General features: G+C 64.7%; 21 protein-coding genes. 13 read left to right on the forward strand and 8 right to left on the reverse strand.

The window, feature by feature from the left end:
- The coding region (locus tag V7116_RS18735) for an acyl-CoA dehydrogenase family protein (RefSeq protein ID WP_324393492.1) at window positions 1-1,049 on the forward strand (1,049 nt) is incomplete at its 5' end.
- A gap of 133 nt (window positions 1,050-1,182) precedes the next feature.
- Here V7116_RS18735 and V7116_RS18740 read toward each other — a convergent pair.
- Both V7116_RS18740 and V7116_RS18745 read right to left on the reverse strand, forming a co-directional pair.
- Window positions 1,183-2,079 (reverse strand): inositol monophosphatase family protein, encoded by an 897-nt coding sequence (locus tag V7116_RS18740; protein ID WP_324393493.1) that lies wholly within the window; start codon window positions 2,077-2,079, stop codon window positions 1,183-1,185.
- A gap of 106 nt (window positions 2,080-2,185) precedes the next feature.
- Window positions 2,186-3,226, reverse strand: coding sequence for a hypothetical protein (locus V7116_RS18745; protein WP_324393494.1), 1,041 nt, complete (start codon window positions 3,224-3,226; stop codon window positions 2,186-2,188).
- A 457-nt stretch (window positions 3,227-3,683) separates the two neighbouring features.
- Between V7116_RS18745 and V7116_RS18750 the strand changes: the two genes are divergently transcribed.
- From V7116_RS18750 to V7116_RS18780, 7 genes are all read left to right on the forward strand, one after another.
- Complete coding sequence (locus V7116_RS18750) at window positions 3,684-5,063, forward strand: tetratricopeptide repeat protein (protein ID WP_324393495.1); 1,380 nt, start codon at window positions 3,684-3,686, stop codon at window positions 5,061-5,063.
- Window positions 5,064-5,090: 27 nt separating this feature from the next.
- Window positions 5,091-5,861: a phosphatase PAP2 family protein gene (locus tag V7116_RS18755; RefSeq protein WP_324393496.1), complete on the forward strand. Its 771-nt coding sequence runs from the start codon at window positions 5,091-5,093 to the stop codon at window positions 5,859-5,861.
- 384 nt (window positions 5,862-6,245) lie between these two features.
- Window positions 6,246-6,659, forward strand: a complete 414-nt coding sequence (locus V7116_RS18760) for a hypothetical protein (RefSeq protein ID WP_324393497.1) — start codon at window positions 6,246-6,248, stop codon at window positions 6,657-6,659.
- 220 nt (window positions 6,660-6,879) lie between these two features.
- The gene (locus tag V7116_RS18765) at window positions 6,880-8,196 is read left to right on the forward strand and encodes a pyridoxal phosphate-dependent aminotransferase (RefSeq protein WP_324393498.1); all 1,317 of its coding nucleotides are present in this window, start codon (window positions 6,880-6,882) and stop codon (window positions 8,194-8,196) included.
- Between the two features lie 229 nt (window positions 8,197-8,425).
- Window positions 8,426-9,952: an ATP-binding protein gene (locus V7116_RS18770; protein WP_324393499.1), complete on the forward strand. Its 1,527-nt coding sequence runs from the start codon at window positions 8,426-8,428 to the stop codon at window positions 9,950-9,952.
- A 32-nt stretch (window positions 9,953-9,984) separates the two neighbouring features.
- On the forward strand, window positions 9,985-10,818 hold the full coding sequence (locus tag V7116_RS18775) for a response regulator (RefSeq protein WP_324393500.1): 834 nt from the start codon (window positions 9,985-9,987) through the stop codon (window positions 10,816-10,818).
- The gene (locus tag V7116_RS18780) at window positions 10,815-11,327 is read left to right on the forward strand and encodes a response regulator (protein ID WP_324393501.1); all 513 of its coding nucleotides are present in this window, start codon (window positions 10,815-10,817) and stop codon (window positions 11,325-11,327) included. Before V7116_RS18775 ends, V7116_RS18780 begins: the two co-directional genes overlap by 4 nt.
- A 170-nt stretch (window positions 11,328-11,497) precedes the next feature.
- Here V7116_RS18780 and V7116_RS18785 read toward each other — a convergent pair whose 3' ends face one another.
- Window positions 11,498-12,235: a hypothetical protein gene (locus tag V7116_RS18785; RefSeq protein ID WP_324393502.1), complete on the reverse strand. Its 738-nt coding sequence runs from the start codon at window positions 12,233-12,235 to the stop codon at window positions 11,498-11,500.
- Window positions 12,236-12,523: 288 nt separating this feature from the next.
- Between V7116_RS18785 and V7116_RS18790 the strand changes: the two genes are divergently transcribed.
- Window positions 12,524-12,952 (forward strand): FKBP-type peptidyl-prolyl cis-trans isomerase, encoded by a 429-nt coding sequence (locus V7116_RS18790; RefSeq protein ID WP_349258547.1) that lies wholly within the window; start codon window positions 12,524-12,526, stop codon window positions 12,950-12,952.
- A gap of 124 nt (window positions 12,953-13,076) precedes the next feature.
- Here the strand turns inward: V7116_RS18790 and V7116_RS18795 are convergent, their stop codons facing one another.
- The 5 genes from V7116_RS18795 to V7116_RS18815 all read right to left on the reverse strand — a co-directional run bounded on the left by V7116_RS18795 (window position 13,077) and on the right by V7116_RS18815 (window position 19,142).
- Window positions 13,077-14,003 carry a 4Fe-4S binding protein gene (locus V7116_RS18795; protein ID WP_324393504.1) on the reverse strand — a complete coding sequence of 309 codons (927 nt, stop codon included), beginning with the start codon at window positions 14,001-14,003 and terminating at the stop codon, window positions 13,077-13,079.
- 118 nt (window positions 14,004-14,121) lie between these two features.
- On the reverse strand, window positions 14,122-15,597 hold the full coding sequence (locus V7116_RS18800; protein ID WP_324393505.1) for an SDR family oxidoreductase: 1,476 nt from the start codon (window positions 15,595-15,597) through the stop codon (window positions 14,122-14,124).
- Window positions 15,598-15,759: 162 nt separating this feature from the next.
- Window positions 15,760-16,731, reverse strand: coding sequence for an acetylxylan esterase (locus tag V7116_RS18805; RefSeq protein WP_324393506.1), 972 nt, complete (start codon window positions 16,729-16,731; stop codon window positions 15,760-15,762).
- A 184-nt stretch (window positions 16,732-16,915) separates the two neighbouring features.
- Window positions 16,916-18,154, reverse strand: a complete 1,239-nt coding sequence (locus tag V7116_RS18810) for a M23 family metallopeptidase (protein WP_324393507.1) — start codon at window positions 18,152-18,154, stop codon at window positions 16,916-16,918.
- 7 nt (window positions 18,155-18,161) lie between these two features.
- Window positions 18,162-19,142, reverse strand: a complete 981-nt coding sequence (locus tag V7116_RS18815) for a tetratricopeptide repeat protein (protein ID WP_324393508.1) — start codon at window positions 19,140-19,142, stop codon at window positions 18,162-18,164.
- Window positions 19,143-19,347: 205 nt separating this feature from the next.
- Between V7116_RS18815 and V7116_RS18820 the strand changes: the two genes are divergently transcribed.
- From V7116_RS18820 to V7116_RS18835, 4 genes are all read left to right on the forward strand, one after another.
- The gene (locus tag V7116_RS18820; RefSeq protein WP_324393509.1) at window positions 19,348-19,881 is read left to right on the forward strand and encodes a GrpB family protein; all 534 of its coding nucleotides are present in this window, start codon (window positions 19,348-19,350) and stop codon (window positions 19,879-19,881) included.
- Complete coding sequence (locus V7116_RS18825; protein ID WP_324393510.1) at window positions 19,874-21,406, forward strand: hypothetical protein; 1,533 nt, start codon at window positions 19,874-19,876, stop codon at window positions 21,404-21,406. Before V7116_RS18820 ends, V7116_RS18825 begins: the two co-directional genes overlap by 8 nt.
- Before the next feature lie 226 nt (window positions 21,407-21,632).
- Window positions 21,633-22,484, forward strand: a complete 852-nt coding sequence (locus V7116_RS18830; protein WP_324393511.1) for an IS1096 element passenger TnpR family protein — start codon at window positions 21,633-21,635, stop codon at window positions 22,482-22,484.
- Window positions 22,485-22,577: 93 nt separating this feature from the next.
- Window positions 22,578-22,814 (forward strand): hypothetical protein (locus tag V7116_RS18835; protein WP_324393512.1); only part of this gene is annotated, 237 nt, incomplete at its 3' end.

Consider the following 22,814-nt stretch of genomic DNA (forward strand, 5'->3'; position numbering starts at 1 on the left):
AGCGCAGCGGGCCGGGAATCAACAACCTGCGTATGATGCTCACGGTCGAAACGCTGAGCTGGGGCGACGTGGGCCAGTATTTGTGCCTGCCGATGTCGCTGCTGGCGGGTGCGGCGATCGAGGCGGTGGGCACGCCGGAGCAAAAAGAGCGCTTCCTGCGGCGCTTTGCCGAAGGGGACGATCCGGTGTGGGGCGCGATGGCGATGACCGAACCGGGCGCGGGATCGGACACGTCCGCGATCCGCACGACGGCCACGCTCGATCCCGACACGAACGAGTGGGTGCTGAACGGCGAGAAGATCTTCTGCACCAACGGCAAGCTGGCGCTGGACGAATCGAACGGGATCGTGGTGGTGTGGGCCACGGTGGACCGCTCCGCCGGGCGCGCGGGCATGAAGCCGTTCGTGGTGGAGGCAGGCACACCGGGCGTCACGGTGGAGAAGGTCGAGATCAAGCACGGCATCCGGGCCAGCGACACGGCCAGCATCGTGCTGAAGGACGCGCGCATCCCGTACGACAATATTCTGGGGTCGGCGGAGGTCGTGCGGCCCGACAAGCGCAGCACGCAGGGCTTCAAGGGCGCGATGGCGACCTTCGACGCCAGCCGCCCGCTGATCGCCGCGAGCGCGATCGGGGTGGGGCGCGCCGCGCTGGAATTCGTCAAGGAAAAACTTGGCGAGGCGGGGATCGAGATTCCGTACAACACGCCCTACCACGAACTGAGCGCGATCCAGGCGGACGTGCTGGAAATGGAAATGCAGCTCAAGGCCGCGTGGCTGCTGACGCTGCGCGCGGCCAGTTTGCTCGATCACGGCGAGCGCAACAGCCTGGAAGCGTCGATGGCGAAGACGAAGGCGGGCAAGGCCGTGACGTGGATCACGCAGAAGGCGGTCGAGATCCTGGGGCCGATGGGCTACAGCCGCGAATGGCTGGTCGAAAAGTGGATGCGCGACGCGAAGATCAACGACATCTACGAGGGCACGGGGCAGATCAACACGCTGATCGTCGCGCGGCGGATTCTGGGGTACAGCAGCAAGGAACTGCGGTAAGGCAGTCGATAGTTGGTAGTTTTTAGTCGTTAGTTTAAAGGCAAGGGCAAAAAGCGGACCTCACCCCCGGCCCCTCTCCAATCAAGTTGGAGAGGGGAGGTAGGCCGGGTTTGGCGGAGTATGGTGGGAGTGGTTACGCCTGATCGGCGGGCTGGGATCCGGCGTTTTCGGGCGCGTCTGCCGTGTCTTTGCTGCCGTTCCCGCGCGAGGGGAACTCGGGCAGGTCCGACGACGACGCGTCCCACACCGGATGCACGATCGGCTTATCGCGCAGGGTCATCAGCGGTCCCAGGCGGCGGGCCACGTCGGGATGCGCGCCGAAGTACAGGCCGTGAATGCGCTCGGTCAGGTCGAGCGCGGTGAAATCGACGGGCGTGCCGTCCTTGTAGTAGAGGCTGCCGCCCTGCTTGCCGAGGATCGCCGCACCTGCCGCTACGTCCCAGACGTACGCCTCGTGCATGACGGTCGCCAGGGCCGCGCCTTTGGCGGTGTAGGCCAGATGCGCGGCGGTGCTGCCGAAGGCCATCACGCGCGTGAAGCGAATGTCCCACCATGCATGCGCGTCGGAGCGGGCCAGTACGTAGGAATCGAGCTGCCAGCGCTTCATCAGGCGGTTGGTGATGTCGGTATCGTTGTGCATCACCCGGTCACCCTGGGTATAGGTCCAGTCGTCGATCAGGGGGATGTAGACCAGCCCGAAGATCGGGTTACTCTGGTGCAGCAGGGCGATGGTGATGCTCCAGGTGGGCAGGCCCTCAACGTAGGCGCGCGTGCCGTCGATGGGATCGATCGTCCAGACGTACTCCCGATCGACCTCGCTGCCGCCGTATTCCTCGCCAATAATGCCGTGATCGGGGTAACGAGCGCGGATCTTGCCCTTGATGAACTGCTCGGTTTCGCGGTCCGCGACGGTAACGGGATCGGCGGTGGCCTTCCACTCGGCGTACACGTTGCCGAAGTAGCGCTTGGAAATGACGCTCGCGTCCCGAATCCAATCCTTGATCTCGTCTATGTTCAACGTAATTGCCATCGTACTCCTCACATCCATCCGATTAAGCCGCGTGATTTGTGCGGAACCCAAAACGGGCCGGTAGAGACCGGCCCGTCACAGGAGCGAATACCCGACTACCGGGACGTTACCCGACGGGGGCTGTCGCAGCAGGCTCCACGATGGTCGACGCGTCGGATGCTTCCGCCGTCGCCAACGGGCTGGTCGCTTCTCCGTCTGTCTCTCCGCCCGACTCGCTGTTCTGCGCCTGGATGATCCCCGGCCCGTCAAACAGCACCGCGTCCAGCGGAGCGCGCAAAATGCTGTCGCAGTCGTCTTCGTCCAGCAGCGCCGCCGGGCCGTAGATCCAGCCGAAGGCCGACCGGATGCCGGTTTCGCCCGGCGTGTAATAGATGTTCAGCCAGAGGCTGCCCTCGGTGGCCGAGCGCACCCACAGCACTTCGCCCGCCTTGATCCCGCCCAGGCGGCGGCTTTCTTCGCTGGGGGCGGCGCGCACGTTGACGTTGGTCGCGGCGGTGGCGGTGCACACGCCTTCCAACGACACAGATATGCCGTCGTCGCTGATGTCCCGGGGCGCGTCGATGCCACCATCCGGCCCGGCGGTCAGGAATTCGTTCGCGGCCAGCGTGAATTCGTCACCGCCCGTCCCGCGCACCTGCACCTGACCCGCCGTGACGATGATCAGAGTCGAGCCGTCTCTCTCTACGGTTATATCAAAGCGACCGTCAAACAGTGTAACGGTCAGGGTGGGCGTGGTCAGCTCCCACGCAACGCTGCCGTTCGATCCCGGCATCCCGGCGATCAGGTGCCCGGCGGCGAGATCGAGGGCGATGGCCGCGTTGGTGTTGTCGATGCCCTCCAGCCGGGTGACGGTGACGGTGGTATCTTCCCCCACCACCGTCTCGGACCCATTATTGATCCAGGTGATCAGCGCCACGCCGGACGTATCCGTGATGAGGCGATCGCCTTCGGCCAGCACGGTCGGGGCCGGGACGCGCGTCGGCTCGCCATCTCCGGCGGCGGTCCGGTACAGCTCGGGCACGATGATGTTCACTGCCGCCAGCAAGGCCGGGGCCGGGGTATCCTGTTGAGCACGGGCGGGCGTTCCCGCAAGGGCCAGCACGCCGGTCGCCAGCACCAGACTGAGGCGAATCAGAGTCCTGTGCATTGATTTGCTTCCTTTGTCAACCACCAATTCGGTGTCACGCGCGGCACGCTCCATGGCGCGCACGAATTCGCGTAGTGTTCCAAGCGACTGTACCGCACTGCGCCACGGCGACCAACAGCCCGCAAGTTCCTGGCGGCAGCGCGGTAAAGGTGGGCGACGTTCGCACACCACGTATAAGATACCAAGAATGGGCGCTGAGGGGCTAATGACGGATCGAGCATGTGGAGGCGATCCGCGCTGGCGCGCCCGATTTCAACAAAACCGGGCGTGGAGACCCGCGGCCAGGGCGAGAAGCGACGGTTTGCTTTGTAAATTCGCACGCGTGCCGGGGCGGATTCTTCCCGTGCCGGGCCTGTGGGCGCAACTTATTTTTTACGACCATTCACAACTTTTTGGGTTCTTTATCGTATACACTATGGGTGTTACCCGGAACGGCGCAGACACCTGAGGCGGAACAATGCCCGATTTGCACAGCACCGCCACGACGTTTATCAGCTACTCGCGCAAGGACGAAACATTCGCACTGCGGCTCTACAATGACCTGTCGGCAGCGGGGGTTCGCCCGTGGCTGGACCGGTACGACATTCCGCCGGGGGCGATCTGGGACGACGAAATCCAGCGCGGCCTGAACGCCGTGAGCCACGTGCTGGTGCTGGTGTCGAAGGCATCGGTCGCGTCGGACAACGTGCACGCCGAGTGGAACTATGCGCTGAGCACCGGTAAGATGGTCATCCCGGTGATTCTGGAGCAGATGCCGACCGAAGCGATCCCGCTGCGGCTGCACGGCCCGAACTGGGTGATGGTCGCCGGGCAGGACTACCGGACGGCGCTGGCGAAACTGCTGGCCGTGCTGCCGGTGACCGCCGCGGCCAATCCCGCCGCAGCGCCGGAGCCGGAGGTCGCACCGGTCGATCCCGATCCGGTGGCTGCCGCCGCCGCATGGAAACGCGGCAACGCTGCGTTCAACGCGGGGGATCTGGGGGCGGCGCGGGGCGCGTATACGGAGTCGATCCGGCTCGCGCCCGACCAGCCGGAAGGGTACATTCACCGGGGCATGGTGGCGTACTTGCAGGATCGCTACCTGGACGCGCTGTCCGATTTCGATCGGGCGCAGCAGTTGGGACCGGACATCCCGCTGCTTTATAACAATCGCGGTGTTACTTATAGTGGGCTGAAGCAGTATGCCCTGGCGTTGGCCGACTTCGACGAGGCGCTGATGCTCAACCCCGACTACGCCAATGCGCTGTATAACCGCGCGGGCGTGTTGATGACGTTGAAGCGCTACCGGCTGGCGGCGGAACACTATACGCGCGCGCTGAAGATCAGCGACCGCGTCCCGGCGTTTTACAACAACCGGGGACTGAGTTATGCCGCGATGGACGATCTGGACGCGGCGATGGCGGACTATAACCGGGCGGTAGAGCTGGACCCGAATTATGCCAGCGCCTACGGTAACCGGGCCAACGCCTACGCCAACGCAGGCCATATCGAGGAAGCGCTGGCCGACTACGACCGGGTGATCGCGCTCAATCCTGAGCACGCCCTGGCCTACGCGGGCCGCAGCGAGATCCGGTTCTGCGCGGGGGATTACGCCCACGCGGTGCTGGACGCCTCGACGGTGATCGGCCTGCGACCTGATTTTCACGGGGGCTACGCGCTGCGCGCGCTGGCGAATTTCCGGCGCGGCAAGCGGGACGAGGCCCTGGCCGATATGGCGCGCGCCGTCGATCTGGACGCGGCGTGGTCAACAGCCAGCGAGGCCAGCGCTTACCTGACGGTTTGCCCCGACGATGCCCTGGCAGCGCTGCACGATCTCCTGGCGGCGCGGGCGTCGTAAACGTTTTTCCGTATAGGGAGGGTTAGAGTGAACCAACCGGTTTCCAAGCCGCTATTTGACCGGCTGCTCGAGAATCGACTGGCGCTGTTCCTGGTGCTCCTGGCCGTCGAGGGATTGTTCTTTGTCACCAACGGGTTGAACAGCATCCTGCGCGCGCCCACCGATGGGTGGGAACTGAAGATCCCGGCGATCGATAACCATCTGACGCCACAGGGCATCTGGCTGATCCCGTACGCGATCGGATTCGTGTGCACCGCGCTCGTGCCGCTGTGGGCCGCCTATCGCATGCCGATCAAGCTCTACCGCCAGTTCATTCTGGCGATGTTCGTCGCGGCGGGCTTTAGCTACGTGCTGTACATGACCGTGCCGACGTACGTTACCAAGCCGCACGCGACGGACGTGGTGGGTAACGACATCTTCTCGCAGCTTCTGCGGCACCTGTACGAAGCGGACAACGAGTTCAGCACGCACAACGCCGCGCCAAGCCAGCACGTGTTTTATGCCATCATCATCATGTGTTTCATGATCCGCTTCCGGCCTAATCCGCGTTCGTTTATCACGTGGACGATTATGGGCACTCTGGTTACCGTTTCCGCGCTGCTCACCCGGCAGCACCACTCGCCGGACCTGATCGCGGGCTACGCGGTCGCGGTGGGTGCGTACTATGCGGGCACGGCGCTGGGCGCGCGGGCGACTGCGCGCCTGGGCGACGAAAACGCCCCGATCGAGGTTCGCTACGGCCCGATGATGCGGCGGCTGCGCGCGCGGCGCACGATGTCGCCGGTCGCGCCGGAGTAGGAGCAAAAACTCACCTCACCCTCGGCCCCGGAAAAGCAGCGGTTAGCCGAGAAGCAAAGGCAAAAGGCAACGGCGACCTCACCCCCGGCCCCTCTCCAATCAAGTTGGGGAGGGGAGACAGGCAGCGTAAGCGGCGAGTGGCGGGGGCGGGTTTTATCCCAGGCGCATTAAGCTGATGGCGCGATCTGCAATTCTCGGAGATGTGAGGCGCTCGATACGGCGTGCCAGAGTTGATCGATGTAGGGGTAGAGCTTGCTCTACCCGGTTTTTTAGGTGATGTACCCATCGTGCTCCTGCGGGAGCACGTCAAAGACGAGCGAGATCCGGTGCGACGGCGTGTGAAAGCGCAACAAAACGGCGGCGCAGGGAACGAGGAGCAGCGATATGGATAACTGGGACAAGCGCGTACAGGCCATCACCGTAATCTGGGGATCGTTCGCCGGGGCGGTGGGCATTTCCGGCTTTGGGGCCGGGATGACCGGGGAGTTCAACGTCTACATGCTAGGCGTGGTGGTGATCGCGGCGCTGGCTGCGCTGCTGGCGACGCTGGTGGTGTGGGGCTACGACAGCGACATGTTCCGCGAGCGGCAGGCGATGAAAGCGGGCGGCAAGGCCAAACGCGAGCCGGGCCAGGATGCGGACGTGCGCGCCCTGATGCTGGTGCAGCTCCTCAACGACGACGAGCGCGAGGCGCTCAAACGCGAGCTGCTGGCCGACCTGCGCGCGGACGGCGAAACGGTGTCGCTGGCCGATCTGTTGGGCGATCAGGGGACGGCGGCACGGCAGCATCGTGCATGAGGCACAACTCGTTTGCGCAAATTTGCCCGCGTTTTTCGTTTTTGCGCGGGCATTTGGTCCCTGTGTCCAATTTCCGTTTTACCCTTTCCGCGCTATTATCACCCTCCACTGACTGCACGACCGGGCGGCATCTCTTCGACCTACCCACTTGCAGCCCGATTCGCCGCCCTGCCGCGTCTATCAGATTGTCGCTCGCATCTTAGCCCCCTGAGGAATACTTATGGCCGCTTTTGACGTTCCACGCTTTGCAGTGCCCGACGAGAACCTGATTCCGGTCAATCCCTTTCCCGGATCGCTGTACGAGATCCCACCCTCGCGGATGTTCCTGATCAAGAAGTCGCTGAAAGCGTACAAGGACAAGTATGGGGCGGATGCGGTCGTGTTCGACGCGTCGCAGGGTGACGGCGGCGCTTCACTGCCGGGCGTGCCCGCAGCCCTGCTTGACCGCGCTAACGAGCTTCAAAAGGCGCACGGCACCGGCTACGATTCGCCGTATGGCACGGACGACTTCCGCCGCTGCGTGCTCGATTCGTACTGGCAGCTCGACCCGGCGTTGGGCTGGGGGCCGGCGAACGTCCTGGCGACGGTCGGCGGGCGCGACGCGCTGCAAAAAGCGTACGACGCCATGATCAACCTGGGCACCGGGCGCATCGGTGACGTGGTGGTCGTGTCGCGCGTGCCGTGGATCAGCTACAACTGGGGTCCGTACGCCATCGGCGCGAACGTGCTGCTGGCCCCCGGCGACGAAGAATCGGCGTGGCGCTACACGGAAGACTCGATTGCCGAGTCGGTCGCGTTCTGCAAGAGCAGCGGTGGCCGCCAGATCGCGGGCATCGTCATCACGTCGCCGGACAACCCGACCGGGCATACGCTGGCCGCGCAGGAGCAGATCAAGCTCGGCAAGAAGGCGCTCGAAGTCGGTATTCCGTTCGTGCTGTACGACTGGATCTACCGCGCCGTGACCGAAGGCGAGATGGTGGACCTGAACGAAGTGCTGGGCGCGTTTACGCCGGAAGAACGCGACCGGATCATGGTCATGGACGGGCTGACCAAGTCGCTGGGCGGCTCGAACATCCGCAACGCGCACCTGCTGGCGGGCAAGAAGGTGATCAGCTACATCAACAGCCGCGCGTCGCACGGGGTGATCCCGCCGTTCTACGCGCAGGCCGTGGCGATGGCCGCGTACGAGCAGGGCTACCGCGACGCCGCCGCGCCGATCATCGGGCCGACCAACGCCAGCCGCCACGTCGTGCGGAAGTTCCTGGACGACCACGGCTACAAGTACATCATGGGCGACGCCGGCTACTATGCCTTCGTGTACGTGGGCGACGCGATGCGCAAGGCCGGTATGGCCGACAGCTTCGATTTGCTGGAACACCTGGCCGGGAATTTCGGCGTCGCGGTCGTGCCGGGCTCGGCCTTCAGCGACGAGGGCAACGAGTGGATCCGCTTCTCCTACGCGCTGCCGCCGGAAGTCACGCAGGGCGCGCTGGATCGCTTCCATGCAGGGCTGGAAGCGCTGCCCGCCCAGGGCTAATTCTGAACCGCACAAATTATTCCCCGGCGTGGATTCGCCCACCGGGGGATTCTTTTTGGGTGCTAAAGAGGCTGTTAAGTACCATTGCCTTTGGGCGAACTCAAGTTATAGTTATGAATTTAACCTGAATTCCGCCGTTTGAGCGCTTATGAGCGTAAAATAACGCTGCGGTATAGCGTATACTGAATAAAGAATAAATTGCAGTTTAGAAGAAGACTTGAGCGATGCCATGACACTATCTCAGGCTCCTTTTACCAGCGACGAAAGCTACATTTCCTCTACGACTGCGCCCCCCCCGACTTCTGAGAGCATCAACTTCGCCACGGACGTACGCACCGAGCGCCTTGCCATCGTTTGGAAGGTGACGCTCGTCGCTACGCTGATCCTGGGCTGGTCGATGGTCGTGCTGACCGCCGGGGACGCGGAGTGGATCCTCACGGTCGTCGGCCCGATGGTCGCCGTGGCGATAGGCTGTTCGCTGACCGGGTTCCTGCTGCGCCGCGACGCCTACATGATGGCAGTGTGGACGTATGCGGTGGGCGTGACCACGGCGGTCGGATTGGTGCTGGGCGGCGATAACACGTTCGGCTATCACTACGCCGCGTTTGTGTTCCCGCTGCTGGTGTTTATCGTCGGCCTGCTGCTGCCGGTGCGCAGCACGCTGCTGATGTTCGTCATGATCACGCTCACTACCGTGTTCGCGCCGGTCATCTCGACCGGCGACTTCCGGCTGAGCGCCTCGACGGGCTTCGCGCTGCTGCTGACGGCAATGGCGACGGGCCTGTCGGCGCAGGTCAGCGGCGAGCTGTACGCGGTGGCTGAGTGGGCGCTGGAGAACTACCGCAAAGAACGCCACATGACGATGGCGCTGTTCGAAAGCCGAGAAGCGCTCGAAAAGAGCCTGCTGCGCCAGCGCGCGCTGACCGAACAGCTTCAGGAGATCAACCAGGAACTCGAACAGGCTCGCCAGACGGCAGAAGACGCGAAAAACTTCCGCGGGCAGTTCCTGGCGAACATGAGCCACGAGCTGCGCACGCCGCTGAATGCGATCATCGGCTTCAGCCAGACGATGCTCGACTTCCCGGATATGTACGACGGCACCGAACTGCCGGGCCAATACCGCGAAGACATGACGCAGGTGCTGAGCAGTGGTAAACACCTGTTGACCATCATCAACGACATCCTCGACCTGTCCAAAGTGGACGCCGGTAAGCTCGACCTGGACATTCAGCCGGTCGAACTGGGGCCGGTGGTCAAGGCCGTGCTGGCGACGGCGGTCGGGCTGGTGGGCGACAAGGGCAAGGCGATCAAGCTCTCGCGCGATTTCCCGGATCCCATGCCGATGGTGCTGGCCGACCCCTTACGCGTGCGGCAGGTGCTGCTGAATCTGTACTCAAATGCGGCCAAGTTTACCGATAAGGGGTATATTACTCTGCGGATCAGGCGGGAAGGGCAGGAAGTCGTTTTCGCCGTGGAGGATACGGGCATCGGCATCGCGGACGCGGACCGGTCAACGATCTTCGAGGAGTTCCGCCAGGGTACTGCCGGACGGAAGAAGGGCCGCCAGGGCGCGGGCCTGGGGCTGGCGATCTCGCAGCAATTGCTGCGCCTGATGAACGGGCGCATCTGGTTCGAGAGCCGCCTGGGCAAAGGCAGCACGTTCTACATCGCGCTGCCGGTGTACGCGCCGGACGAGGCTGTTTTCGTTGAACCGACCGAAGAAACTGTTCCTGCCGCCATGGACGCCGCGCGCTAGGCGTGCCGCACCAAGTAGTAAGAGCTGTCAAAATGCACGTACTTTACGTTGAAGATAATGAAATGAATCAGGCGCTTGTGGGCCGCGTCATGCGGGGCCGCAAGCACACCGTTACCTTCCGCGAAGACGGCGAGGGCGCGCTCGACGTGCTCGCTGAAAACAAAGACGTCGATCTGGTCCTGCTTGACATCGAGCTGGCCGGGACGATGACCGGCCTGGACGTGGTGAAGACGCTGCGCGATCGCGGCGATATGCGCCCGGTCGTGGCCGTGACGGCCTATGCCATGATGGGGGACCGCGAGCGTATCCTGGCCGCGGGCTGTGACCAGTATCTGCCGAAGCCGCTGGTCATCGCGGACCTGATCGCGCTGCTCGATCATTACGCCGAGCTTGGCGACTCCACGCGGGAACTGCCCGTGGTGGCTCCTGACGGGGTGGCCGTCATGAGCACGCGCGAGATGTTCGCCGCGCCGCCAGAGGCTCCTGCGGACGCGCCCGAGGAAGTACCCTCCACCGACGCGACTGCGCCTGTGCCTGCTGCTCCGGCGGCGGTTTCGTCCCCGGCGGCGGAAGCGCCCACCGCGCCCGTCGCGGCTGCACCTGCACCTGCTGATGCCCCGGCGGCAGCTTCATCCCCAGCTGCCGACATGCCCGCCGCGCCTGCTGCTGCGGCTGCTGCGCCTCAGGCTGCGGAAGCGCCTGCTGTGCCGATCCCCCCTGTTCCGGTTAGGGAGGTTGCTCCCAAGCCGGAAGCGGCTGTACCTGTACCTGTGACATCTGACGGCGGCGCGCCCGCGCCTGACGCCGCTATGGAAGCGGTGCTGTCTGGCCCGGAGAAAACGCCGCCCCCAGGAGCGACGTTATGAGCGACGGCGATCCCATTCGCCCAGCATCGACGCCTACATCGCAACCCCCGCAAATTGATCAAGCTGTTGTAACCCTGTCTGCGCTGGTGGTAGACGATGAGCCTGCCAACTGCGACTTTTGCGTGCGCCTGCTCCAGCAGACCAAGCTGAACGTCAAAGGCGCGTCCAGCGGCCAGGAAGCGCTCGACCTGTCGAAAGCGATGGACAATCTGGCGCTGATCGTGATCGATCACCGCCTGCCCGATATGAGCGGCGTGGAACTGCTGGCTCAGATGCGCACGCGGTTTCCGCACGCGATGATCATCATGGCGACCATGCACGACGAGCGCTCGTTGATGGACGAAGCGTTCAAAACCGGCTGCGACGTGTTTCTGGTGAAGCCGCACGGTTTCATGGAACTGTACAAGCGCCTGAAGACGACCCCGCCCGGCGGCGGCGACACGCACGAGAAGATCATCATCGACCAGTACGGGCCGCGCCCGTATCACCAGCCGGGGGCACCGGCTTGACGGCGCATCCCTGCGACCTCACTCCCGGCCCCTCTCCAACTTGATGTATAGACCGGCGAGACGGGCAATGACCAACGGGGTTTCGAACGAGGGATGAACGAGAGGACAAAAAACGGGCGGATCAGTCGATCCGCCCGTTTTTGTTCCGCCGGATGTGCCCGGGGACGAGATTAGCTCGCGGGGAGCGTGGCCTCGACGGGGGTGACCATGAGCGTGTTGAGCATGGCTTCGTACACGCGCGAGAACAGATCCCAGCCGTACTGCCCGTCTACCGTCAGCTTGAGCACTACGGTGCGCCCGTCATCCACGGTGAACGCGCCGATGATGGTCGATACGGGCGGGTCCTGCTCCTCGTTCCGCTCGACCGCGATCACGCCGTCGCCCAGGCCCTGTGCGGTCCAGGGGGCGCTCGCGGGGTCGGTGAGTTCGGACGTCGCCTGTTCGGTCGACTCGGCAAAGTAGACCTGGAACACGGCCTTGTTCTCGAAGGCGTAGGTGTCGTTCGGCTCGATCTGGACCGGCACGCCCTGCGGATTCTCGCTCGCGGTCAGGGCATTGAAGTAGCGCGCGGGATAGTTGATGGTGATCCCACCGTCCGAGATGCTGCCGTCCATCTGCATCTGGATCGGCGCGGGGCAGTCGGTGCTGTTGGGGTCGCTGCATCCTGGCAGTTGGGTGCCGTTGTTGGTGGCCGCGTTCAGATCGTCACCGCCCAAATTGAGGGAGGGACCGGCTTCGAGGTTCAACGCGCCGGATGCCGCCTCGGTTGCATCCCCGGCGGCGGGGGCGCTGGCGGTCGGCGCGGCGGTTGGCTCCCGATCCTCGTCATCGCCGCCACACGCGGCCAGCGCCAGGATCAGCGCCGCGAGCACGACGGAAAGCCAAAAAATACGGTGTTTCTTCGTCATCGCAATCTCCTGAGGGCAAACGCATCCATTACGCTCCATCCTCTGTGCGGTGAGTGTAGCCAATTCGCCGCGCTGCGCCCACCCTCTGAGGCGCCAGAGCGAGAGTTGGGAGCGAATGCGAAAATATGCGATAGTAGATGGTGTATATCGGGGGTGTTGCAGCGCGCGGCTTTTTGAGCCGGGCAACGCCAGGTGATCGGCATCGTCTGGTGGAAGGTTTTCACCGGACGTTTTCTTTTTGCGCCACCTGCCCGATCAAGCTGAGAACAACGACAGATGGAGGATGTCATGGCAGAAGCTAAATCGAACGATACCGTGCGCGTACACTATACCGGGCGTTTGGAAGATGGGACCGTCTTCGATTCGTCGCTTCAGCGCGAGCCGCTGGAGTTCACGCTGGGCGAGGGACAGGTGATCCCCGGCTTCGAGGAAGGCGTGATGGGCATGAATCCCGGTGAGTCGAAGACCATCGAGATCGACGCCGAGCGCGCTTACGGCCCGTACCGCGACGATATGCTGCTGTCGGTCGATCGCAGCCAGTTCCCGGACAACATCGAGCCGAGTGTCGGGCAGCGCTTGCAACTGCGCCAGCCGGACGGCCAAACCATGCTGGTCACGGTCAGCGAGGTGGGCGACGCGCAGGTGACGCTGGATGCGAACCATCCGCTGGCGGGCAAGAACCTGATCTTCGACGTGCAGCTGGTCGAGATTGTTTAGGGACGAAAAGCAGCGGTTAGCGATTAGCCGTTAGCCATTAGCGGTTGGCGGGAAACAGGGACGGAAACAAAAAACGGGCGGGAGCAACCCCGCCCGTTTTGCGTATATGGCAGGCGCGGCGCGATCAGGCGGGGGCGGCGACGAGGGTATGCACGTCGAGCGGCTGGCCCTTGCGCGCGTCGAGCACGAGTTCGATCGCGTCCGACGCGCACTGGCTCGCGCAGACGCCGCAGCCCATGCACTTTTCCCACGCGACGGTCGAGACGTCGCTGACCTCGATGGCTTCGAACGGGCAGACGTCCTCGCACATGCCGCAGGCCGTGCACGCCATCTCGTCCACCTGGGCGACGTAGCCGGACGAGATCACCATCGGCACACCATGTTTGACCATCGCCTCGATGCCCGCGCAGCAGCATTTACAGCAGTTGCAGATCGTATAGAAGCGGTTCAGCGTCGCGTCTTTGAAATAGGCCGCGTGCATGTGGCCGCGATCGTGCTCGGCTTGCAGCAGGTCGAGCGCTTCGGTTTGCGAGATGCGACGGCTGCTGTCGGGGTTATGCTCCAGAATAAAGTCCACGAACGGCTGGCCCATGACCATGCATACCTGCGTCGGCTGGCAGGGATTGTCGCGCGTGTGGCGGCAGGGACATTCATAGACGGCGATGTCCGGCGGGCCGCTGAGCACGATCTCGCGGGCGGCGTTGAAGGGAATGAGCTGTTCGAGATCGCAGTGCGGGATGTCCTGGTTGATGCTGACCAGCGCCTTGGCCGCCTCGGTGGTGAGGATCTTGGCGTGGTAGGTTTCGGCCCAGAGCGGCTTGTCGGGCGTGGTGTGGGTATGCGGCAGCACGAATTTCACCGCCCAAAGCAGGTATTGGTTGGTCCAGCGCGCGTAAATATAACCGTGCCACCACGTCGGGCTGAGCAGCGCGCGCCAGCCGCCCGCCTCGCGTATCCAGCGCCGCGTCGAGGGACGCAGCAGCGCGCCGCGCTCACCGACGAGCCACAATCCGGCGAGTGAAGCGGTGAGGAACAGAACGATCTTGCGCACGATGGCATCCTCCGGCGGGGGTGAAAGTGAGATCGTGGTTTCAGTATACGCGCGGGGACGCTGCGGAACAGGTGAGAAGTGTTAGGCGTTGGCGCGCCAACCGTCACGCACTGCGCGGTCAGCGTTGGGCCAAACGTTCCGCCCAGCCCGCCAGCTCGCGGATCAGGCGCGAGAACACGAGGCCGTGAATGGGATAGAGTGCGTACCAGTAGAGGAAGCCGAACAGCCCTTTGGGCGCGAAAAACGCGGTCTGGATCAGGTTCGTGTTTCCACCCTCTAGCGGCTCGACCTTGAATTGAAGCCACGCCCGACCGGGAACTTTCATCTCGGCGCGCAGGCGCAGCAGGTGCGGCTCGATGGCCTCGACGCGCCAGAAGTCGAGCGCATCGCCCACGCGCAGGTCGTCCGCGTGGCGGCGACCGCGACGGAAGCCCACCCCGCCGACCATCCGGTCCAGCACGCCGCGCAGCCACCACGCCCAACTGAGCGCGGGCCATCCACGCCCGCCGCCCAGCCCGGACACGGCGCGCAGCGTCGTTTCCGGCGAGGCGTGCACCACACGCTGCCGCTGTTCCAGCAGCATGCCTTCGTGCGTCGTCAGGACGGTTGGCTCCCGGTCGCGGGCGCTGCTGACCAACGCATCGCTCCAGCTCGTTTCGACTTCGCTGGCGTCCAGATGCTGCAGGGCGTCGCGTACGATCGTCGCGTAATCCAGCGGATGGATCGACGGGAACAACGCCGTTGCGCGGGGGTCGCGGACGATCACCTCGTTGCGCAGCCCTTCGATCAAGGGGCGCGCGATGTCGCTCGGAATCGGGGTGATCCAGTGCACCCAGTAGGACGACAGGCGCGGCGTCAGGATCGGCACCGGGATCAGGAACCGGCGCAATCCGCGCGCGCGGGCGTAGCCTAACATCATCTCGCGGTAGGTGATGACATCCTGGCCGCCGATCTCGACGATCTGGCCCGCACTTTCGGGCGTGGTCAGCGCGGCGACCAGATAGTTGAGCGTGTCCACGATGCCGATCGGCTGGATGCGCGTGTAGACCCAGGTCGGACAGATCATGATCGGGATCCGTTCGGTGAGGTAGCGGATCATCTCAAACGAGATGCTGCCCGATCCCACGATGACGCCCGCCCGGAACTCGGTCACGGGGACGCCGGATTCACGCAGCGCTTCGCCTGTTTTCTGGCGCGAGCGCAGATGCTCGGACAGGTCGCTGTCGGGATCGCCCAGGCCGCCGAGGTAAATGATGCGTTTCACGTTCGCTGCGCGGGCGGCCTCACCGAAGTTGCGCGCAGCCACCATATCGCGCTGCTGAAAGTTCGTGCTGCCGCTCATGCTGTGGATCAGGTAGTACGCCGCATCGACGCCTTCCATCGCCGGGGGCAGCGTATCGGCTGTCAGGACGTTGGCGGCAACCACGTCAACCTGATCCACCCAGGGACGACCCTGAAGCCGGGCCGGGTCGCGGACCAGCGCCCGCACGCGGCAGCCCGCGCTCAGAAGCTGCGGGATGAGGCGTCCGCCGATGTAGCCGGTGGCTCCGGTGACGAGAATAAGCGGGTTGTCGGGCAGGGTGTGTGATGTCATGAGATCGTCCGGCTCCTTTGAGGGGATTATAGGGGCAGCGCTGCCCTCGGAGCCAGAGATCCGTGCCGGACGGGTGGGCAGATAGGGGTAAGGGGAGGGAAACCAACAGGGGCGTATCGCAATACGCCCCTACAAATGTCGTGCGGCGAGCCGGGATCCGGTTTAGCCCCAGAGGCTGCGGATGAAGGCGATCTGTTCCATCGCCTGATATGTCTCGCCGCCTTCGTGGTTGTTGAACGGCCAGATGCGGATATCTTTCTTTCCGGCGTAGTGGTTGTAGGCGGCGTACACGGTCGAGGGCGGGCAGGTTTCGTCCATCAGGCCGACCGAGAACAGCGCCGGAGCCTGCGCGCGCGCGGCGAAGTTCATGCCGTCGAAATACGAGAGCGTGTTGAAGACCGTGCCGATCTTGTCGCGGTGGACCTTGCAGTAGGTCGAGATTTCCGCGTAGGGCATACGGTCGATGAGGGTCGTGGCGCGGCGGAAGTGGCACAGGAACGGCACGTCCGGCATGGCCGCGCCCAGATCGGGCACGAGGCCGCTGACGGCGAGTGTGATGCCGCCGCCCTGGCTGCCGCCCTTCGCCGCCACGCGCGACGCGTCCACAGCGGGGTGAGAGCGGGCCGCTTCGACCGCACGCACGGCGTCGGTGAAGACGCGGCGGTAGTAGTAGGTCTTGGGATCGAGCACACCCTGCGTCATGAAGCCGGGATAGGATGGGTTCGCGCCGTCGGGGATGTCGGGCGTGTCGCCGGGCCGCCACGCGCTGCCCTGGCCGCGCGTGTCCATGATGAAGTGCGCGTAGCCCGCGCTGCTCCACAGCAGCCAGTCGATCGCAAACCCACGCCCGCCGCCGTAGCCGATGAACTCGACCACGCACGGCAGCGGCTCGGTCCGGTGATGGGGCAGCAGCAGCCAGCCCTTGATCGGCTGCCCGCCATAGCCCGCGTATGTCACGTCGAAGGCGTCCACGGTGCGCAGGCCCACTTCCACCGGCTCGAAGCGCGCATTGAGCGGGTAGTCACGGGCGTCGGCCAGCGTGGTCTGCCAGAACAGGTCGAAATCGGCGGGTTCTTCGCGCTGCGGCGTGTAGACTTGCAGCTCGTCGAGAGGAAGATCGTACAGGGTCGCCATAATGGTTCCTTATAAGGTGATGAACAGGCACAAAAGACACAAAAAAACGAGCGCGGATGGCGCATTTTAGACAACGGCGGCGTGACGCGGATCGGCGGAGAAACTTCACCCCGGCTCCGCATGTTTGCCATGTCACTCAGTTCTTCAGTTAGTTGTACTTCGAGCGCGCCCGGCGAGCAAGGGATCAGGGCGCGTAGATGTCGCAGGCCCGGCGCGCGGCGGCGGGAATGCGCAGCCCGCGCGGGAAATCGCCCAGCGGTCCCAGCGGGACCGGCTGGTACAGGCTTTGATCCCACATCCACAGCGCGAAATGGATGTGCGCGCCGGTCGCGTAGCCTGCGCGGCCCGCCACGCCGATCCGTTCGCCCTGCGCGGCGGTCCCGGCTTCGACCCACTCGAACGACGGCAGATCGTCCATGTCCAGGGACCAGCGCGCCAGCGTACTCGCCGGATCGAGATGGCCGTACACGGTGCTGGTCACGCCGTCTGCCGCGACGATCCGCGCCGCGAAGCCGAGATCGATCAGCGGCTCGTCCTCCCCGTAGCGCTTGAGGTAGACCGTGCCCGCGTGGGCGGCGTAGACGGGCTGGCCCGCCGTGCCCTGTGCCAGCTCGGCGGCGAAATCGACCGCGAAACGGTTCTGCGGCGAGGACCCGTGATAGCCCCAGGACACGACCCAATCCGCGCCGCAGTCGAAGGGCAGGATCAGCGGCAGCGGGGCGTCCGCCGTGCCGGGCACGGGGAGATCGGGATCGTCGGGGATGGTGGCGCGCAGCGCACGGATCAGGTCTGGCAGGTCGTCAGCGCCGGTCCAGCCGAGCACGCGATACGCGCCGGGATTGCTGCGCACTTCGGGCAGGAAGCGGTCGCGGTAGTGGCTGCTCGACGCGCCGCTGGGCAGCGCGGTATAGGGCAGGGCATCCAGCGCGGGATCGTGCTCGATCAGGTTGGGCGTGTAATGTTCCAGCGGGCCGAGGTACAGCACGGCGTCCGGCGAGGTGCTGCCCTCCGGCTGCGCGTAGAGGCCGTGCGCGTCGAAGGCGACGATCCAGCGCACGGAGTCCGGCTCGTCCGTGAGAGAAACGCTTTGCGGCCAGCCGAGGATCGCGGTGCGTGTGTCGCCCTCGCCGGGGATCAGCAGCAGGAGCGGCAGTTCGAAGCGCTGCACGCGCGCGCCCTGAGTGGTCGTGGCGGTGACGTCAAACGCGCCGTCAGCGTTGGTGACAGTCACCTGGGTGGGGCTGCTGACCGCGCCGTAGCCGAATTCGAGCGCGAGGCCGGTGTTGGGCAGCGCGAGATGGCCCTGCATCTCCGGCGTGATCAGCACCGTGTCGTGTTCGGCGGCGTAGGAACGCGCCGCGCCGCCCGGCAGCATCGCCAGAAGCAGGGCGAACAGCAGGACGGCGCGGAAAGGTCGCGGCATGGCCGGGCTACTCGGGGCGCTGGTCGTCGTCCGCGGGCGGGGCCGCGGGCGGCTCCGGTGGGGTGATGCGCGGCATCTGGATCTGCGGGATGCCGGGATCGTCGTTTGCGCCGCCAGGGTAGGGCGGCTGGACGGCGGGCGCGCCCGTGGCGCTGCTCTGCACGCGCGGCCAGATGATGCTCACCGCTTCCTTGACTTGCGCATTGTCCGGCTCGATGGCGCGCGCCTGCTGGACGTAGTTCCAGGCCTGTTCGGGCGTGTCGGCCAGATTCGCCAGTTGGAGCCACGCGGCGACGTTGCGCGGCTGCATCTGCACGACGCGGGTGAAGTGCTGGCGCGCTTCTTCGCGGCGGCCTCCCATCGCGGCGGTAACGCCCATGTTGTAATAAATCTCGGGGCGCGGACCGGACTGGAGCGGGGTTTGCGGCGCGGCGGTGGGACGGTTGAGCATACCCCGTCCGGCAGGCTCGAATCGCGGCTTGTCTTCGCGCGGGGTCTTGCCGAGCAGCGGCACGGCGGCCTGCCCGCCGAACATCCCGGCCAGGATCAGGGCCAGGAAAAACAGCATTCGCAGCCACAACATCGTGATGGTGAACATCACGCACAGCACGCCGTAGGTGAAGGCCGCGCCCAGGCCGATCGCCAGCCCGTATCCGCCCGCCTGCGCCTGCGACGTGGCGGCCCGCGCCGCCGTACGCCGCGCGATGACGAAGGTCACGATGGAGGCGATGCTCCATTGCAGCGCGTAGGACGCGGATAGCTCCGAACCGTATTCATCAAAAATGCTGGTGAGATCGTCCTGAAGCTGCGTTTGCGGCACGTCCGGATCGGTTACGCTGTCGAGCGTGTTGGTCAGCCGGTCGATCATGTTTTGGGGCCAGAACATTACGGACAGGCAGGACGTGAGGAACGAAAAGACGATGCCAAGCGCAAAAATCACGACGACCGCACGAACGATGCGGCCCGGCTCCAGGTTTTGAAAGCTCATAGTATCCTCAAAAATCAGGCGATGGGCGCTCCGCGCAGAGTATAGCACGTTCCAGCGGCGGAATCAGCGGCTTGCGGGGCGCGGACCAATCCGGTTCCCAGTATACCCGGCAGGACGCGGCGCTGCCCCCCAACAACCGGGATAACGCGGGGCGGCGAGTCAGAGTACACTAAGGTGGAATGTATCGCGCACAGGGGGAAATTTGATGATTCAACAGAGCGGCGCGGAGGAACCGATCATCGTGGTGAATTACGATCCGGCGTGGCCGCTGGCGTTCGAGCAGGAGCGGGCGCAGATCGCGGCGGCGCTGGGTGAGTGGGCGCGGGCGATCGAGCACATCGGCAGTACGTCGGTGCCGGGGCTGCGCGCCAAGCCGGTGATCGATATCCTGGTGGCGGTGGACCGGCTTGACCGGGCGGACGAGTACGCGGCGCGGCTGGCACCGCTGGGCTACGTTTACCGCCCGCACGACGATGACGACGAGCGGCTGTTTTTCCGCAAAGGCACGCCGCGCAGCCACCATCTGCACATGGTGGTGTTGGGCGGATCGGAGCACGTGCGGCACGTGCGCTTCCGCGACATTTTGCGGGCCGAGCCGGAGACGGCGCGCGACTATGCTGCGCTGAAGGATGCGCTGGCGGCGCAGTTCCGCGACCAGCGCGAGGCGTACGTGGATGGAAAGACGGAATTTGTAACGGGCGTGCTGGTGCGCGCAGAAAACGAGGATCGCCGTGAGTGAACCTGCCCCGATGTGTCCCTCGTGCGGCGCACGCCTGCTGCCGAACCCCGGCGGGCAGGGGTTGTGGTGCCAGTTCTGCGGCGTGGTGCGGACGGATGCAGGCGCACAGGCGCAGGCGGTCCGGCAGCGCGCGCAGATCGAGGCGAGCCGCCCTTACGAGCCGCCGACATCGCTGCGCGACGCGCCCTTCGAACTGGGGCGCATGTTAAACAACGCCTGGGACAGCATCCGCACGGGGGATCTACGCTCGGCGGAATACGTGTTGAGCCAGGCGCTGAGTGAGTTCGGGGATCAGGCGGACCTGTGGTACCTGATGTCGCTGACGACGACCGATCGTGGCGAACGGTTGATCTACCTCGATCGCGCATTGGAGACGCAGGCCTACCATGAATACGCGTGGCGCGATAAGGGCGTGCTGGAAGGCGTGATCCCGGCGCAGGACGCGGGGCCGCTGCCGGAGACGGACGGGGACGAACCCGTCAGCGCCGAATCGCAGACGGAAGCGTGCCCGATCTGCGGCGGGGCGCTGGCGTATGACGTGGCGGCGGGCGCGCTGATCTGCGGGCACTGCGGGTATACGCCGGGAGGTCCGCTGGCGCGGGTCTATCACGGCGGCTATGACCCGCTCGACAATGCGTTGCTCCAGCGGCGATTTGGCTTCTCGCGCGAGTGGAAGATCGGCGCGCGGGTGCTGGTGTGCCAGAACTGCGGCGCGCAGCTGACGCTGGCGGGCACGACGCTTTCGACGCAGTGCCGCTTTTGCGACAGCGCGCACGTTTTGGTGCGCGACGCGGTGGGGTCGTTCGAGGAGCCGGACGCGCTGCTGCCGTTCAGCGTGGACCGGGCGGAGGCGGCGCGCGCGGTGCACGCGCGGCTCTCGCCGGATCAGCGGGCGCAGGTGGTACGCGGCGAGGTTCAGGGCGTTTACCTGCCGTTCTGGGGCTTCGAGGGACTGGCCTCGGTCAGCGTGCCCGCCGAGATGCGCACCGACGAGTGGATCGCGGGCGGGGTTTATCCGGCGCACGACGTGCTGGTGTGCGGCGCGACGCAGCCGCATCAGGCCGTGCTCGACGAGCTGATGCCGTTCGATCTGGGCGACCTGCGGCGCTACGATCCGCGCGCGCTGGCGCTGTGGCCCGCGCAGATCTACGGCGTGGACGTGATCCAGGCGTCGATCGCGGCGCGGGCGTACGTGAAATATGCGGCGCGGCTCCAGGCGCAGACGGATCGCACCGACTACAACCCGCCCGATACGCCGCTGTGGCAGACCGCGCGGGTGGTGATCGAGGGGTTGAGCTACCGGCTGGTGCTGCTGCCGGTATGGATGGTGACGCTGTATTTGAGCAGCGGCCAGCACCGCCCGGCGGCGGTCAACGGGCAGACAGGCGAGGCGGTGGTGTCCGCGACGTTCGGGCAGCCGGAGACGATCCTGGCCGGGCGGCGGGACCGGACCGGCGTGCGCGATCTGCCGATCGAGCCGCTGCGCGGGCGGCAGAACGTGATCCGGCGGATCGCGCCGCGTTAGGGAGTGCGCGGACCAAAGCAACCTCACCCCCGGCCCCTCCCAATCAAGTTGGAGAGGGGAGACAGGCGAGGATCAACCGGAGCAAAAAGACCAGTTTTCTCGCTCAAATACATGTTGTACGTCAGGCGCTGATAGTAGGATCAGGCAAGAGGGAGACGTTTACATGCCGAGAACTGCTTCGAGAGGGAACTGCCGTTTCTGTGGCAAATCGTTCGACTGTTCCACGATGACACGTCACCTGCAAGCCTGCCCCGCACGCAAAGCCGCACAGACTGAGGAGGCGTCCAGGCGCGGCCTGCGCAAGGCGACGTTACTGCACCTGAAAATCGAAGGGGCGCATGCGCCGGAATACTGGATGCACGTCGAGATCCCGGCGGACGCAACGCTGGTCGATCTGGATCACTTTCTGCGGGATACCTGGGTCGAATGCTGCGGCCATTTGAGCCAGTTCAAGATTGGGAATACCGAGTACCAATCTAACTTATCGGAAGATGATATATATACCGCCGGGGTGAAGGCTGAGATCGATCGTATACGAGACTTCCTCCGCAATCTCGATACGCCAGATCCTCTCCTGGCCCAAGCGATGAGCAGGATGGAGCAATTTCCCGAACTTTCCGATATGCAGGTGCCACTGAGCGAGGTGCTGCCGGTGGGAACAAAAGTCACGTATGAGTACGATTTTGGCTCCACGACCGAGCTAAAGCTCACCATGATCGGCGAGCGAGCGGGCAAGACACGGCGCAAATTGGATATTGACGTGATGGCACGCAACGATCCGCCGAAAATTATGTGCGGGGTGTGCGGCGCGAGGCCTGCAACGGTGATTAATGCCTGGGCTGCATGGGACGAAGCCAGTTGGATGTGTGACGAGTGCGCAAAGGCTGGCGACTATGACGAAGAGGGCTTTCTGCCCGTAGTTAACTCGCCGCGTGTGGGGGTGTGCGGATACACTGGCCGCGATTCGCACTATATCGAAGATGTTGAATTTTCCGGATATGGCATGATCGATGTTGGTGGCTGGTCAACTGGCGATGAAGAGGAGAGCGAAGAGAGCGAGGACGACGATAAGGTATAGACAGCTCCTTATTTTTTGAGTGACGTACAGCATGCGCCGGGCGGGCGGGGACTCAGTTGCGCGGGCGCGCACCTGTTACTACAATCCGCAGGTATGGCCGAGACAACATCCGAACGACTCACCGCGTTACCCGACTTTACCCCGGCGCTGGAAGGCTTCCGCGCCGACGAATTTTTGCGCCTGACGGAGACGCTGCTGGCGATCCCCGTCGAGCAGGACCAGGCGCAGCTCGACGCGGCGTCGTTCCGGCTGGAAGCGCCGGAATTCAGCGCCGAAGGGCTGCTGCCCGCGCTGCCGCCACGCTGGTATCCGCGCCCCGCGCCGGACGTG

The sequence above is a fragment of the Aggregatilinea sp. genome (assembly GCF_036822615.1).
Classification (GTDB): Bacteria; Chloroflexota; Anaerolineae; order Aggregatilineales; family Aggregatilineaceae; genus Aggregatilinea.